Genomic DNA, 14,084 nt, shown 5'->3' with positions numbered 1-14,084 from the left:
AGTTATGGCAGGACATTCTAAATGGGCTAATATAAAACACAGAAAAGGTCGGCAAGATGCTAAGAGAGGAAAGGTTTTCTCAAGACTAATAAGAGAGCTAACTGTAGCAGCAAGATTAGGGGGTCCTAGTCCAGAAGATAATCCAAGATTACGAACAGCACTAGATAAAGCACTTTCAGCTAATATGCCTAAAGATACTATAGATAGAGCTATTCAAAGAGGTGCTGGAGGCGGGGAAGGTGAAAATTTAGAAGAAGTCTTATACGAAGGTTACGGAGCTGGAGGAGTTGCTATTTTAGTTGAAACTATGACAGACAATATAAATAGAACTGTAGCTGAGGTAAGGCATGCTTTTAGTAAGGCAGGAGGAAATTTAGGCACTAATGGTTCAGTCTCTTATTTATTTAAGAAACAAGGGCAGATTCAAGTAAGTGCGCCCAATGATCAAGAGAAGGTTATGGATTTAGCTATAGATTCTGGAGCTGAGGATATAGAAATACATGAAGATGATTCAATAACCATTATCACTCATCCAGATAAGCTTCAAGAGGTCGCTAAATCTTTGAATTCCTCTAATATACAATTAGAGGAATCTGAAATTACATTATTACCAGAAACTACTATTAGTTTAGATCATGATACCTCTTTATCTGTATATAGATTATTGGAAATCTTAGAAGATCTAGATGACACTCAAAATGTCCACTCTAATGCTGAGTTTTCTTCTGAATTAATGAAACAAATTTAAATTCAATGACAAATTCAAGGAATAAAGGAGCTTCATTTGAAAGAGAGATAGCAAATCTTTTGACAAATGATTTAGGGCTCAAAAATAATATTAGGCGAATTCTTGAACAAACAAGAGAAAAACATTTGCCTGATTTAAGGTTAGGAAGATGGAATATAGAATGTAAAAGATATGGATCTGGAGCAGAGCCTCTAGAAGCATGGTGGAAGCAAGTTCAAGATGCAACTAATCAAAATAATGGAATCCCTGCATTAGTTTATAAATTTGATAGACGACCCATAAAAGTAAGAGTGCCCATTGGTGCAATTAATCCAATGCTTCATATTAACTCCCCCTTTATAGCAGACCTCCTTTGGGAAGACTTTATATTTTTACTAAAGGAGCTATATCAAGAAGATATTGACTTCCAGAATGAATGACTCAGAATCATAAATTCTCTTTAAGGATATATTTTGAAGATACTGATGCGCAAGGAGTTGTTTATTACGCCAATTATCTAAGATTTTTTGAGAGGGCTAGAACTGAATATTTAAGAGAGATTGGCTATGGTCAACAATCTCTTATAGAGGAAGGGGGTATTTTTGTTGTAAGAAAACTAGATATTAAATTCAGAAAGCCGGCTATTCTTGATAATGAGATAATTATAGAAACTAAGTTAATTAAATTAGGGAAAGTAAGCTTTGATTTTTCTCAAAAAGTGTTCTTAGATAGTACACTGCTTGTGGAGGCAACTATTGGTTGTGGGTGTTTATCTTTTGAATCTTTCTTGCCTATGCGCCTTCCCAATAAGTTATTTGAAGGAATGAAAACATTGTTATGAATCAATCTTTAAATATTATTAACCTTTTCTTAGATGCCAGTTTAATGGTTCAAGGGGTAATTGTATTATTGTTCCTATTTTCTATCCTTTCTTGGATGGTCATTTTTGAAAGGTGGTCTGTATTATCTAAGTCCGAGGAAGAATTTAAGAATTTTGAATATTTATTTTGGTCTGACATTGATTTAGATATCGTATATGAGATGGGCGGAGATAAGGATGAAAGTCCAATAGGTGCTGAATATCTTTTTAGATCTGGATTAGAGGAGTATAAAAAATTAATTTCTGAAAATATACCTTCTGAGATGTTAATGGAGGGGGTCGAACGTTCCATGCAGACATCCTTGAGACATGAAGAAGTTTTACTTGAAAAAAACCTTCCATTTTTGGCTACTGTAGCTTCAGTCAGCCCGTATATAGGATTATTTGGGACTGTCTGGGGAATCATGAATTCATTTATAGGTCTTGCTGAGGCTTCTCAAGCTACACTAGCATCAGTAGCACCCGGTATTTCGGAAGCCCTAGTAGCTACAGCAATAGGTCTATTTGCTGCTATTCCTGCACAGATCGCCTATAACAGGTTTTCTGTAAGGGTAGATAATCTTGTGACATCCTATCTTGGTTTTACAGATGAACTTTGTTCTGTGCTTTACAGAGAAATTCATAGGAACTAATAAAAAATGATACGGCGAAGGTCTAAGAAAAAATTAATGTCAGAGATTAATGTAGTCCCTTATATTGATGTCATGCTTGTTTTGCTTGTGGTTTTCATGATTTCAGCTCCGTTAATGGTACAGGGCGTATTAGTAAATCTTCCTGAAACATCATCTGAAGCATTACCAAGAACAATTTCTGATCCATTAATTGTATCTGTAAAATCAGATGGAAGTTATTTTCTAGAAACTTCTGCTACATCTAATAAATCGTTATCAGAAGAAGAGTTGGGTAAGAACATACATAAGATTTTATCTGCCAACCCTGAACTACAAGTTGTAGTCAGGGGGGATGGTGAAGTAAAGTATGAAAAAATAATGGCTGTAATGTCTAAATTACAGGCTTCTGGTGCGAAAGAAGTGGGTTTAATAACAAAACCTCCTAAAACTTAAAATGAAACAAAATTTCTATGCTGGATTTTTAATATCTTTAAGTTTACATTTTATCTTAATTTTTTTTTCTGTTTGGGTATCTTATTTTCAGCTATCTTTTATCCCTATAAAATCTTCTGATGCTATCATTAAAGTTTATACTTTGTTTGAAGATGAGAAAATAGATAGGCCTATAGTTTCAAGTTTTATAAAAGATCAAGATTCTAATTCTAAATCCATCAAAAATAATAATATTGAAAAAGAGTTACTAGAGACTTTAAATCCTTCTTTAGCTTTAGAGAATCTCAGAATAAGAGAATTGGCTGACCCTCTTAAAGAAAAGATTAATTTAGAAGGGTATTTAGGTAAAATCTCTGAGTATTCTAATATCATAAAGAAACAAATTATTGATAGTTGGAATCAACCAGAATCTGCAAAGATAGGAATGTCTGTAGAATTATCCATCAGTATGCTTCCAACTGGAGAAATTGTATCTATGAATCTAACTAAAAAAAGTGGAGATGAAGTATTTGACCGTTCAACTCTAACTGCAGTTGAAAGTATAGATTTTATTAGGGGAATCAATTCTATGCCTAGAACAATGTTTGATAATAATTTCAGGAATTTCTTACTTGTATTTATTCCTAAAGAAAATGACGGTTAAAAAGTTTTTCTTTCTTATACTTTTGGTTTTTATTGCTTCATTTATAAATGCTGAATTAAGGATAGAGATTACAAAAGGATCCAATGATCCAATTAATATTGCCATAGTACCTATATCATTGAGTATGGATATATCTATTGATTCATATTTACATGAATTAATTGCAAATGATTTAGAATTTATTGGAGAGTATAAGATCTTACCTCCAAGTCAGATGTTAAGCTTTCCCAGCTCTGAGAATGAATTATATTATAGGGATTGGAGGCTACTTAATATTGATTATCTAATTTTTGGAAAAGCAGAATCTATATCTGCTAGTAAATTAAAAAATAATATTGAAGTTACTTATTTTATTTATGATATTGCTAGAGAGAAAAGATTACACAAGGCTTATATAAAAGGATCTACAAATGATTTTAAGAGTCTTGCTCACGGCATAAGTGATAGTATCTATAAAGAAATAACAGGTATACCTGGAATTTTTTCGACTAAGATTCTTTATGTAGATGGTTCTGATTATTTAAATGAAGAGTATCTTTTGAGAATAAGTGATTTTGATGGCGGCAGAGACAAGGTTCTAGTTTCTTCCAATGCTCCAATTATTTCCCCAACTTGGTCTCCAGATGGCCAGTCTGTTGCTTATGTCTCTTTTGAATTAGGTAGGTCTAATATTTATGTTCAATCAATTTTATCTGGCAAAAGGCAGCTAATTAAGCCTCAAGAAGGCTTAAATAGCTCACCTGATTGGTCTTCAAATGGTAAGTTTTTAGCAGCAGTCTTATCTAAAAATGGAAACTCAGATATCTATAAATATCATCTAAAGAAAAAAGTTTGGACTAGGCTAACAGAGCACTATGGGATAGATACTGAGCCAGACTGGTCATCTAATTCTAAAAGGATAGTTTTTACTTCAAATAGAAGTGGTTCACCACAAATCTATGAAATCAATTTATCTAATAATAAAATAAAAAGACTTACCTTCAAAGGCAACTACAATGCTAGGGCACGATATTTACCAGATGGAAAAAGCATAGTTTACGTTCATAGAAATAATGGAGTATTCCATATAGCTCGCCTGCATCTAAAGAGCGGCATTATGGATATCTTGACAGATACTCCTTTGGATGAATCGCCAACCATATCTCCAAATGGAAACTTGATAATGTATGCAACAAAATATGATGGTGTGAGTCTCCTCGCTGGCATATCTGTTGATGGAGAAACTAGTTTTTTTCTTCCTTCAACAAAAGGCGAAGTTAGAGAGCCTGCTTGGTCACCTTTTTTGAACTAAACGGTTATAATGATGTCATAGACTAATATAACTTTAACATTGGAAATTTAATGAATGCACTGCAAGTTTTTTTCTTTTCTTCCGTAATTTTCTGCTCTTTTATAGGTTGCTCATCAGGCCCTTCATATGAAAATGCTGTAAATTCAGAATCAAGTTCTACCTCTATTAACGCAAGTTATGAAGGCGCTTCTTCTACAAATCAGGGAGTTTATTTATTTGATTATGATAGTAGTGACATTAATCCTGCTGTTGCAAAAGAGGTCCGTCTTTTAGCTAAAATGCTGAATGAAAATTCATCTCTTAATGTCCGAATTGAAGGTCATTGTGATGAGAGAGGGACTAGAGAGTATAATTTAGCGTTAGGTGAGAGAAGGGCCCAATCAGTTTCAGATTTATTAATTATCAATGGTATAAACTCAAGTAGAGTAACAACCGTAAGTTATGGCGAAGAAAAACCTTTAAGCAGCCTTTCTACTTTGAAAGCCTGGGCTCAAAACAGAAGAGTTGAAGTAAAAGCATTTTAGAATTGTATAATTTTAGAAAATTTTTTTTTATTGCTATTCTCATTGGAATAATTGGGCATGTTTTAACGGAAGATCTTAATTCAGAAGAGGGTCTTAATCTTTTGTATCAAAAAATAAATAGACTTGAAGATGAAATTGCAGAACTCAGAGGAAAACTTGAAGAAACTTCTTATTTATTGAATAGATTCGAAGAACTTAATCAGCAAAGATATGTTGATATCGATAGAAGGCTATATGAATTAACTCAAATCTCGCCAGGTCAAGCTGAAGAATTATCATTTACTGATGCCGAGCAAAATATAACTGAAGAAGATTATAAAGAATTGTCTCTTCATAGAAAGGCGCTTGAGTTATTTGATTTAGGTAGGTTTGCTGAGGCATTAGAAGCTTTTGATATTCAAATTATAAAATATCCAAAAGGGAGATATTCAGGAGATGCTTATTTTTGGTCTGGAGAATTATTCCTTGCTCAGGAGAATTTAGCAAATGCAAAAGAAAGTTATTTAGTATTAATTAACAACTATAAGGATCACCCAAGATATCCTGATTCACTTTATAAATTGGGGGAGATATCAAGGATTTCTAGTGAGATAATAGAAGCAAATACTTACTACAACCAGGTAATAGAAAATTATCCAAATACAGCAAGCTCTTTACTGGCATTAAAATCTAAAGAAAGTTTAGAAGAAGTCTCGAAATAATTGAATTAAACCTTTATCATACGCACTTTGTGGGCCGTTAGCTCAGTCGGTAGAGCAGTTCCCTTTTAAGGAATTGGTCCTGCGTTCGAGTCGCAGACGGCCCACCATTTTTAAAGATTATTTCCCGCTAAGTTTTTCTACAATGGGAATTGCAGCTTCAGCTGAGTTGTCAGAAAAAGAAATATAACTAATTCCATAAAGCTCTCTTCTTTTTTCAAGCTCTTCACATATATAATCTGTAGATCCTATTAATGCATGCGGGAATGATAATAGTTGATCTACCGTCATTCCCATCATTTCTGTCATTGATTCAACAGTCTCTTTTTGATTATCAGTAATTATAGTTAGATAGGCTCCTATTTCTAATTCAAGTTCATTAAATCTTTCTCCCGCTCCATCTTTTATCCAATTTATCTTCTGCATAGTTCCTTCAGCCGTATCAGTTTCTCTAGAGCCAGCTAAATTTCCTGCACTATTATTGTAATTAACACTTACAATATCAGCTTCTTTTCCGGCTAATCCTAAGATTCTAGGCGCACCACCTCCAATCATAATTGGAACATGGTTATTGAAAGCCGCTGGAAGACCTTGATAATTTTTTGCTGTAGCTTGTTTTCCTTCAAAATCAAGCTGTTCAGCTTTCATATGAGCTTTAATGATTCCAAGTGTTTCCTCAAGCCTATCTATTCTTTTACCTGGCGAGTCGTATGTTATTCCCATGGCTTCGTATTCACTTTTTACCCATCCAGCTCCTAAACCCAATTCAAGCCTTCCTTCGGAAAGAAAATCTATAGTCATAGCTTCTTTTGCTAAAACTGCTGCTGGACGGTAACTTGTACAAAACACTCTACAGCCAACTTTTATAGTATTTGTAGCATCTGCAGCAGACATTATTGCGGGCACTGCTGCTAAGTTTTGGACAGGGTGTGCAGCTTCTTCTAAGGCTGATCCTGGACCTATATAATGGTCTGCTAGATGAAACGCTGAATAACCAGAGCCTTCAGCTTTTTTAGCCCTATTAGTCCATTCTTTTGGAGAATCTGCAGCAAAAGATTGCCAGGAGAATCTAAATGGTTTTTTTGACATGTCTTAGTTATTATTCCCCTTTATTGCAAAATAAATACCCAAAACAAGTAAGAATATTTGTTCAGTGGTAAAGATTTTGCCAGAAGAGATCCAGTCTAAATGGACTAAAATAATAGCGCCAATCATGATAATTGCTATAGCCCCTCCAGAAAGCCTTGTTGCAATGTTTCCTGTATTTCCTTTAAACAGACCCCCTAAAATGATTCCTATTCCTGCTCCCATTTCACCTAAAGAAACTAAGCTGCTAAGTATTTCAGGAGCAGGCAATCCCATTGATTCAAACCCGCCAGATAGTCTTTTAGGTGGAAGTGGTAATTTCCCCCAACCGTGAATAAAAAATGAAATACCAAGGCTGAGCCTTAATAACCAATGAGCTATATCAATGAAAGGGTTAGCCATTTTAGATAAGAAAGAATTCATAGTTTTATATTTAATTATAGTTAAAAAAAATTTCTAGCTTTCTGGAGCCCAGTCTCCTGGAGCATCAGCATCAGGAGTTGCTGCCCACATTTTATCTCCATCATAAACTATTTTCTTTTCACTTGTAAATTCGAAGACAACTCTATGTGGGGAGTCAAGAAAATCTGCAAATTGAATTCTTTTCGCTTCTGAAGCCTCACCTTCAGGGTACAGCCTTGAAGCAAGAGCAGGATAAAACCAATCATTAATTTCCTTAATTCCTTCATGTATAACTGTATGGCCTTTATAAGTCACAGTCTTTCCTCCACCCATTTCAGTACCTGTACTCGTAATGCAAATAGAGCTTAATCCGCTTCTTTTGATAGCAGGAACTCTGGCTCTAGTATTAGTAGCCGTTAGCCATAATTTCCCTTCATACTCCAGATAACTCATTATTACACCTATTGGATGGCCTGCTTTATTTGCCCACATGAAGCAACATTCTCTTTGTAGTTTAATTAATTCAACTTCTCTTTCCGGATCCAAAGGATATTGGGTTACATCTTCATAATCTTTTGCCATATCTGCCATAAATTTCTCCAATTATTTTCTCTAATATTTACATATTAACTCATATCTAAAAAAACAAACAACTCTGTTTTTTTTAGACGCTTAAATGATATAGTTGTCTATTAATTTTATAAGAAATACGGGGGATTCATGTCAGAAAGAGATTTAACTAGATTGGAAATAGCTGCTGATAAACTTGAGATACAGGAAGTAATTTATAATTTAGCTAGAAGTGTTGATAGGTGTGATGCAGATCTAATGAAATCATGTTTCCATCCAGGTGCAACAGATGATCATGGACAATTTGTTGGTACTGCGGAAGATTTTGTAACTTGGGTAATGCCAGTTTTAGAAACTATGGAGCAAACCCAACATTGTATTTGTAATATTCTTATAAAGCTGGATGCTGATAAAGCAACTACTGAGAGTTACTTTTTAGCTTTTCATACGCTTGATATTGAAGGTTCAAGTTCTCATATGGTTGCGGCGGGAAGGTATCTAGATACACTTGAAAAAAGAGATGGAGTATGGAAAATCACTCATAGACAAGCTATATTTGATTGGAATCAATTAGAGCCATCAACAGATACATGGGGACATCCGCCAGCTGTTGATCAGCTGTTAAGGGGCGCAAGAAATTTAAGTGACGCTTCGTATAAAAACGTTTAGGAGATTATAAATGAATCAGAATGTAAAAGATAAAGATACAGTAAAAAAAGCAGGAGACGCTAGATCTCCTTATAAAAGTTATACAGAATATTTAGATGAAGATTCTCAAAAAGTACCTGCATTTATGGTTGAAGAGAATTTTGAATTTCTCGGATCAGAAGATATCTCGGCAGATAGATATATTTCAGAAGAGTATTTTAAAGCTGAAGCTGAATGCATGTGGACAAGAGTTTGGCAATTTGCTTGCAGAGTAGAGGATATTCCTAAGGTTGGCGATAGCTTGGTTTATGATATTCTAAATTGGTCTTTTATTATTGTCAGAACAGAAGAAGATAAGATTCAAGCTTTTTACAATTCTTGTTTGCATAGAGGAAGAAAATTAAAGACTCATAGAACGCATAGTATGGATCTAAAGTGTCCATTCCATGGTTACTGTTGGAATTTAGATGGATCTCTTAAACACACGCCAGCTTCATGGGATTTTCCCCATGTAAAGGACGATGAATGGAATCTTCCTGAAGTAAGAGTTGAAATATGGGAAGGCTTTGTATTTATTAATATGGATGATAATGCAATTTCGCTTGAAAAGTATTTAGAACCTCTTCCTGAGCATCATAAAAGATGGAATTTGGGAAATTGTAAAAAAGTTATTCATGTTTCTAAGGTAGTACCTGGAAATTGGAAAACTGTCCAAGAAGCATTTATGGAATCTTTTCATGCTACTGAGATTCATCCTGAGATTATGCCTTTTACAACTGATGAGAATGCAAGATATGATATTTATGGAGACCACATGAATAGAAATATTGCATTAACTGGCAAACCTAGTCCTCACTGTTGGGAGGTGGATGAACAAGAGATTTTAGACACTATATTTTATGGATCAGGAAGAGTAGATGCAGATGATAAAGTTCTTATTAAAGAAGGCGAAGAAGCAAGAAAGGTTGCAGCTCAGACTATGAGGGATAACTATCATCAAAGAGATGGCCATGATTATTCTGATAAATCTGATGCAGAAATGTTAGACGCTATTGTTTACAATGTTTTTCCTAATTTCTCTCCATGGGGCGGTTTTGCAAATAATCTTATATATAGATTTAGACCTAATGGAACTAGAGTTGATTCAGCAATCATGGAAGCTTTCTTTCTAGAAAGAAATTCAGCAGACCCTGATGCCGAAGACAACTATGAACCTTTGCCAATCCATCATCTAACAGAAGATCAAAATTGGACTGATGCCGAAGAATTAACTGGTATAGGTGTTATTTTTGATCAAGATATGTCAAACATACCTGAAGTTGAAGCTGGGTTAAGAACTTCAAAAAAAGGTGCAGTTACATATGCAAATTATCAAGAAAGTAGATTACGTCATTATCACCAGACAATAGATAAGTATATTGCGAAGGGTCCTCTAAAATTTTAGTTAAAGTTTATTTATAAATATAGGGGAGGACCAAGCTCTTTCTTCACTAGGAGCAAGACAATCATCTGTTTTAGAGGTTTTATAGTCGCCATAACAAGGATTCACCTTGATGCAAATTCCGTTCTCATCGTATTCGCATCTTAAGTTATCTGCATTGATGGTGTCAGATGCCTCTTGGATAGCTCGAGCATAATAAACAGCCTTTCTATCAAGTGAAATAAATTCATCATCTTGGAATTCGAATGTACATCCTGTTTCATCAGGCTCACAAACAAAAGTTTTCCACGGGTCTTCTATTAGTTTTCCTAAGTCTTCATTTTGGGAAGTTTGAGGCAAGATTCTTATAATTTCTATTCTAGAAATAATTTTTCTTTCATCCGAAGGGTTATAGCACTCTCCACCGCATAGTTTTTCTAATCTATCAGGATCTAAGGAATTTAAGCTAAATTTTGGGCAGCCTGGGTTTTGTTTAAAGGCACCAACTGCATTAACTTCAAATAATGGGCTTTCTTTTACAACAGTTTCACTGCCCATCGGCATTTTACCTTTCTCTCCATTAATCAAATCAAACCAAAGTAATATTCTATCGCCACTAGTTCCATAGGTTTCTTTATTATTTAAGGCTTTCCATATAGATTGCTTTGTTCTATCTTTAGAGTGAACAGCAGCTAGTCCGCCTGTAGTTAAAAAGGAAGAGAATCTAGCTAATTCAATATTACTTGATATACCAGGAAGGGCAGCAGCAACTTTTGGTTCTGATGGGCCATTTCCATCAGTGTTCTTGAGTCTTAATACCTCTTTATAACCTGTTCCTGGTCTAGCACTATGAACATCGCTTGCAGCTATAAATCCCCATCTATAATTTTTTGGGTTATTTGGATCTGAGAAATCTGTTTTAGCTAATGAATATTGAACAGAGCTTTTTGGTCTATAGTTATAAGAGGGCAAGAAGCAGTCAGTACATTGACCTGCATTTAACCATTCTTCCATTTTGGTTTTTCCAACAATTTCACCTCTTTGATTCATTCTTGATTCAGCAAATTCTTGACTCTTTTCCTTGCGAAGCAAAGAGCAACTTTCTTTATTTTTTCCTTCAGTCAGACATCTATCTTCTACAATTTTCCCAGCTCTCCAACAAGAAGGTTCATAATCTTTTGTAGGCATTGGACAACTGATATTCCCATCTTCATCTATTATGATAGTTTTAAATTCCCTATATTCCTCTGAGTTACCATGACCAGACATCACTTCTATCAAGAATTCACGATCTTGTTCTGGTTTAGTTTCTGATAATTGCTTATCCCATGACTGACCTAGGGGGGTATATATACCCCAAGCATTGCCATGCGGGATAACCATATGGTCTACATTTAGATTTTCTAATTTAGTAAAAAGTTCTTCAGGCGTAGAAGCGTCTTCATAACAATTCTCGTCCCATAAAGACTCATCTCCTTTGCAGTCTTCTATAGGTTTATATTCATCATTAAAGGTAACAAAATTTTGAATACGCTGCATGTCTTCTTTAGCTACAAGATCTGAAACACCTGCAGCTATATCAAATAAGGGTATTCTACCTCTAATAAAATCACTTCCAGTACCAGTTGAAGCGATTGGTCTTAAAGGCACTTTATCTTCTTCCTCTTCAAGCAAGATAACATTTTTATGCCCATAATGAGCATCTCTCTCACCTGCTGCTTGGGTCCATTCCCAGCCAAGAAAAGTTACCATATCAGGATTCATAGAATTACTTGAAGTTACAGCATTACATGAACGAATAGCTTCTTTTGTAGAACTCCATTTTCTAGCAGTGGTTGCCTCAGCATGGTCATTTATAGACCAAAAATCCACAGAAGAACAAAATCTTGCATAATCGCATGCATCGGCTACTGGATGAGCACCTTCATTCCTTCCATATTGAATTGGAAGACTCCAAAGGTTTGCATCAGTAGAATAAGTGCTGTGAACATGTAAATCACCAAATAGTATTTCCTTGGTTTTATTAATCCTATTTAAGGCCGCTTCTTGCTGATTTTTAGTTCTTTGAACCACAATATCTTGAGGTATTTCAATATTTGTTAACTCACCAGCACCTTCTAAGAAGCCTACTATTTCTTCATCTGATGAACATGAAGATAGTAAAAGTATAAATAAGAAAGAGATTATATTAATTGTTTTCATAGTATTTTTTTACTTTAGATAAAAGGGGTCTTTAGGGAATTTCTTTCCCCTTGTTTTAAGTTGGCCATAAAGACCTTCATTCCATTCAGCGGTTGATTGAAAATTTTGGTTCCAATCCATTACATAAAGCCTGTGTTTGATCTTCCATTCATCTCCTCTTTTCTCAAGATCATCTATATATCTTCCACCAACAATCATATCATTATGAGCGCCTTCCCCGGGTATATAGTGATAAGCAGAGACATATGTTTCTGCTTTTGCTTTTTTTTCATCGATAAAATCTATAGAAACATTTCCAATAAAATGCATAGTTTGATCCATTCCGCTTAGAGCTGGTATTAAATAATCAGCAAACTCCCATGCATTACCATTAAAAGTTCCGTGATCATCAGTGGCATCTGACCAATAAACTGATTTAAGTGTTTCAATATCACATCGATCTACACCCCTGCTATACCTGACCATCAAGTCATATATATCTTGTTTATCTACTACTTCTTGAATTTTTTTATCAGAAACACTCATGAATACTTTCCTATGTAGCTATTAATCATTTGATGGAAGTGCCTTATTCTTACTTCTTGATAGTTTCCTAATGTTTGAGCACCTTTTTTACTTGTTTTAAATCCTCTTTGTTGTGATTCTAGATTAATTGTATCTTGGTCATAAACTCCTCCAAGTCCAACATTTATTCCTGGTACAGAGCAGTAAGAATCCTCAATTCCTAAATCATAGGGTTCAGCAGGAGGAGGGCAGGTCTTTCCTTCAGGTATTGGCTCCATAAATAAGAGATCAAAAATTGTTGAATCAACATCATCTCCATTTGGCCTAAACCTATAAACCATAGGTAACGATAAGCCTGGGAAAAAACATGCATTAGGAAATAAGTGATACTCTATTGAATCTATAGTTTCAGTAATAGTGGCATCAGAAAAATCCATTTTATATGCTTCACCTAAATTTTTCTTGGTATTAGCTGCAAAAATTTCTCTTGCGGTTTTTCCATCAGGAACTATAAGTTTAGATTCTTCATGCTCTTTTGGATGTTTAACCCCCATAGCACTATCTAAAATCTGTTGTTGAGATAACTCTTCCTTAACATGTGGACTTTTATATCCCAGAGTATGAATAAAACGAGTAACATTATTTCCGAATACATCGTATTGAGCATTTGCATCTCCAGCATAATTTATAGCTTGAGAATGAGTTTCCAATACATGATAAGCTTCTAAGAAAGCTTCTATGCAAGCTTTCCAATTGGCAGGAAGTACTTTTCTTACATGAAGAGCCACATATCTATCTTCAAGAGGCCATTTCTTAAAATGATCTGGTAAAACTCCTAAATAATCTAATAAAGGTTCAGGATCTTTAGATAAATTTACAAATATAAAACCACCCCACATCTCCACATTAACCTCTGGTAGTTTTGACTTTTCCCAGTTAAGATGTGGAAAATCCCAATCACACGGTACTTCTAAAAGTTTTCCTTCCAGAGACCAAGTCCATCCATGATAGGGGCATCTTAAATTATTTGATCTACCTGCAGATGCACAAGGTTTAAGTTGAGTACCTCTATGAAGGCATGAATTATAGAATCCTTTTATACCCTTTTTTGTATTTACAATTAATACCGAAAGATTTCCAATATCATAGACATAATAATCTCCAATATCAGGTATATGTTCAAGTCTGCAAGCCCATTGCCAGGTATTTGCCCACATTTTATCCATTTCTTCATTAAAGAATTGCTCAGAGGTGTAATGATCGAATGAAATATCTTCATCTCCAATAAAAGAATAAGATTCTTCTAGAAATGGTGGAGGTGCTCCTCCAGGGTCTTTTGCAATTATGTCAGCGGTAGAAGGGCCAGGACATCTAGCCTCTCCAGGTGCTTGTTTAGTCTTATCTTGATTCATTTTCTCCCCCTTA

The 14,084-nt window shown here is 34.8% G+C and carries 17 protein-coding genes and 1 tRNA gene; 12 read left to right on the top strand and 6 right to left on the bottom strand.

What is annotated here, in order from left to right; genetic code table 11:
* The first annotated feature begins 4 nt into the window (after window positions 1-4).
* The 10 genes from P8J93_01775 (at window position 5) to P8J93_01730 (ending at window position 5,937) form a co-directional block, all read left to right on the top strand.
* Window positions 5-748: a YebC/PmpR family DNA-binding transcriptional regulator gene (locus P8J93_01775; GenBank protein ID MDG2060527.1), complete on the top strand. Its 744-nt coding sequence runs from the start codon at window positions 5-7 to the stop codon at window positions 746-748.
* A 5-nt stretch (window positions 749-753) separates the two neighbouring features.
* Entirely contained in the window at window positions 754-1,167 is a 414-nt protein-coding gene (locus tag P8J93_01770; GenBank protein ID MDG2060526.1) for a hypothetical protein, read from the top strand.
* Window positions 1,164-1,568 (top strand): YbgC/FadM family acyl-CoA thioesterase, encoded by a 405-nt coding sequence (locus P8J93_01765; GenBank protein ID MDG2060525.1) that lies wholly within the window; start codon window positions 1,164-1,166, stop codon window positions 1,566-1,568. The genes P8J93_01770 and P8J93_01765 overlap by 4 nt, the downstream gene beginning before the upstream one ends.
* On the top strand, window positions 1,565-2,239 hold the full coding sequence (tolQ, locus tag P8J93_01760) for a protein TolQ (protein ID MDG2060524.1): 675 nt from the start codon (window positions 1,565-1,567) through the stop codon (window positions 2,237-2,239). The genes P8J93_01765 and tolQ overlap by 4 nt, the downstream gene beginning before the upstream one ends.
* A 36-nt stretch (window positions 2,240-2,275) precedes the next feature.
* Complete coding sequence (gene tolR, locus P8J93_01755) at window positions 2,276-2,671, top strand: protein TolR (protein MDG2060523.1); 396 nt, start codon at window positions 2,276-2,278, stop codon at window positions 2,669-2,671.
* A gap of 1 nt (window position 2,672) precedes the next feature.
* Window positions 2,673-3,314: a cell envelope integrity protein TolA gene (locus P8J93_01750; GenBank protein MDG2060522.1), complete on the top strand. Its 642-nt coding sequence runs from the start codon at window positions 2,673-2,675 to the stop codon at window positions 3,312-3,314.
* Window positions 3,304-4,605 (top strand): Tol-Pal system beta propeller repeat protein TolB, encoded by a 1,302-nt coding sequence (tolB, locus tag P8J93_01745; protein ID MDG2060521.1) that lies wholly within the window; start codon window positions 3,304-3,306, stop codon window positions 4,603-4,605. Before P8J93_01750 ends, tolB begins: the two co-directional genes overlap by 11 nt.
* A 50-nt stretch (window positions 4,606-4,655) precedes the next feature.
* Entirely contained in the window at window positions 4,656-5,129 is a 474-nt protein-coding gene (pal, locus tag P8J93_01740; GenBank protein ID MDG2060520.1) for a peptidoglycan-associated lipoprotein Pal, read from the top strand.
* Window positions 5,130-5,131: 2 nt separating this feature from the next.
* Window positions 5,132-5,830: a tol-pal system protein YbgF gene (gene ybgF / locus P8J93_01735; GenBank protein MDG2060519.1), complete on the top strand. Its 699-nt coding sequence runs from the start codon at window positions 5,132-5,134 to the stop codon at window positions 5,828-5,830.
* A 31-nt stretch (window positions 5,831-5,861) separates the two neighbouring features.
* Window positions 5,862-5,937: transfer RNA gene (locus P8J93_01730), tRNA-Lys, on the top strand.
* Between the two features lie 10 nt (window positions 5,938-5,947).
* On the opposite strand, the gene P8J93_01725 is transcribed toward P8J93_01730, so the two are convergent.
* The 3 genes from P8J93_01725 to P8J93_01715 are packed head-to-tail and all read right to left on the bottom strand — an operon-like array spanning window position 5,948 to window position 7,906.
* The gene (locus P8J93_01725) at window positions 5,948-6,916 is read right to left on the bottom strand and encodes a TIGR03621 family F420-dependent LLM class oxidoreductase (GenBank protein ID MDG2060518.1); all 969 of its coding nucleotides are present in this window, start codon (window positions 6,914-6,916) and stop codon (window positions 5,948-5,950) included.
* 3 nt (window positions 6,917-6,919) lie between these two features.
* A complete protein-coding gene (locus P8J93_01720; protein ID MDG2060517.1) occupies window positions 6,920-7,336 on the bottom strand; it encodes a DoxX family protein in 417 nt (138 codons plus the stop codon).
* A 33-nt stretch (window positions 7,337-7,369) separates the two neighbouring features.
* Window positions 7,370-7,906 (bottom strand): hypothetical protein, encoded by a 537-nt coding sequence (locus tag P8J93_01715; GenBank protein ID MDG2060516.1) that lies wholly within the window; start codon window positions 7,904-7,906, stop codon window positions 7,370-7,372.
* 129 nt (window positions 7,907-8,035) lie between these two features.
* Between P8J93_01715 and P8J93_01710 the strand changes: the two genes are divergently transcribed.
* A complete protein-coding gene (locus P8J93_01710; GenBank protein MDG2060515.1) occupies window positions 8,036-8,554 on the top strand; it encodes a nuclear transport factor 2 family protein in 519 nt (172 codons plus the stop codon).
* A 10-nt stretch (window positions 8,555-8,564) separates the two neighbouring features.
* On the top strand, window positions 8,565-9,977 hold the full coding sequence (locus P8J93_01705; protein ID MDG2060514.1) for an aromatic ring-hydroxylating dioxygenase subunit alpha: 1,413 nt from the start codon (window positions 8,565-8,567) through the stop codon (window positions 9,975-9,977).
* On the opposite strand, the gene P8J93_01700 is transcribed toward P8J93_01705, so the two are convergent.
* The 3 genes from P8J93_01700 to P8J93_01690 are packed head-to-tail and all read right to left on the bottom strand — an operon-like array spanning window position 9,978 to window position 14,071.
* Entirely contained in the window at window positions 9,978-12,155 is a 2,178-nt protein-coding gene (locus P8J93_01700; protein ID MDG2060513.1) for a DUF3604 domain-containing protein, read from the bottom strand.
* Window positions 12,156-12,164: 9 nt separating this feature from the next.
* Window positions 12,165-12,680, bottom strand: coding sequence for a nuclear transport factor 2 family protein (locus P8J93_01695; protein ID MDG2060512.1), 516 nt, complete (start codon window positions 12,678-12,680; stop codon window positions 12,165-12,167).
* Window positions 12,677-14,071, bottom strand: a complete 1,395-nt coding sequence (locus tag P8J93_01690) for an aromatic ring-hydroxylating dioxygenase subunit alpha (protein ID MDG2060511.1) — start codon at window positions 14,069-14,071, stop codon at window positions 12,677-12,679. The genes P8J93_01695 and P8J93_01690 overlap by 4 nt, the downstream gene beginning before the upstream one ends.
* Window positions 14,072-14,084: the final 13 nt, after the last annotated feature.

Source organism: SAR86 cluster bacterium (assembly GCA_029268615.1).
Taxonomy (GTDB): domain Bacteria; phylum Pseudomonadota; class Gammaproteobacteria; order Magnimaribacterales; family Magnimaribacteraceae; genus JAQWNM01.
This window is presented reverse-complemented; position numbering and strand designations above follow the sequence as displayed.

Excerpts from the sequence above, each read along its gene's own strand:
- P8J93_01750 (MDG2060522.1), top strand. The coding sequence starts at position 2,673 with ATGAAACAAAATTTCTATGCTGGATTTTTAATATCTTTAAGTTTACAT.
- P8J93_01770 (MDG2060526.1), top strand. The coding sequence starts at position 754 with ATGACAAATTCAAGGAATAAAGGAGCTTCATTTGAAAGAGAGATAGCA.
- P8J93_01775 (MDG2060527.1), top strand. The coding sequence starts at position 5 with ATGGCAGGACATTCTAAATGGGCTAATATAAAACACAGAAAAGGTCGG.
- P8J93_01725 (MDG2060518.1), bottom strand. The coding sequence starts at position 6,916 with ATGTCAAAAAAACCATTTAGATTCTCCTGGCAATCTTTTGCTGCAGAT.
- tolQ (MDG2060524.1), top strand. The coding sequence starts at position 1,565 with ATGAATCAATCTTTAAATATTATTAACCTTTTCTTAGATGCCAGTTTA.
- tolB (MDG2060521.1), top strand. The coding sequence starts at position 3,304 with ATGACGGTTAAAAAGTTTTTCTTTCTTATACTTTTGGTTTTTATTGCT.
- P8J93_01715 (MDG2060516.1), bottom strand. The coding sequence starts at position 7,906 with ATGGCAGATATGGCAAAAGATTATGAAGATGTAACCCAATATCCTTTG.
- P8J93_01690 (MDG2060511.1), bottom strand. The coding sequence starts at position 14,071 with ATGAATCAAGATAAGACTAAACAAGCACCTGGAGAGGCTAGATGTCCT.
- P8J93_01710 (MDG2060515.1), top strand. The coding sequence starts at position 8,036 with ATGTCAGAAAGAGATTTAACTAGATTGGAAATAGCTGCTGATAAACTT.
- tolR (MDG2060523.1), top strand. The coding sequence starts at position 2,276 with ATGTCAGAGATTAATGTAGTCCCTTATATTGATGTCATGCTTGTTTTG.
- pal (MDG2060520.1), top strand. The coding sequence starts at position 4,656 with ATGAATGCACTGCAAGTTTTTTTCTTTTCTTCCGTAATTTTCTGCTCT.
- P8J93_01720 (MDG2060517.1), bottom strand. The coding sequence starts at position 7,336 with ATGAATTCTTTCTTATCTAAAATGGCTAACCCTTTCATTGATATAGCT.
- P8J93_01705 (MDG2060514.1), top strand. The coding sequence starts at position 8,565 with ATGAATCAGAATGTAAAAGATAAAGATACAGTAAAAAAAGCAGGAGAC.
- P8J93_01695 (MDG2060512.1), bottom strand. The coding sequence starts at position 12,680 with ATGAGTGTTTCTGATAAAAAAATTCAAGAAGTAGTAGATAAACAAGAT.
- P8J93_01765 (MDG2060525.1), top strand. The coding sequence starts at position 1,164 with ATGACTCAGAATCATAAATTCTCTTTAAGGATATATTTTGAAGATACT.
- P8J93_01700 (MDG2060513.1), bottom strand. The coding sequence starts at position 12,155 with ATGAAAACAATTAATATAATCTCTTTCTTATTTATACTTTTACTATCT.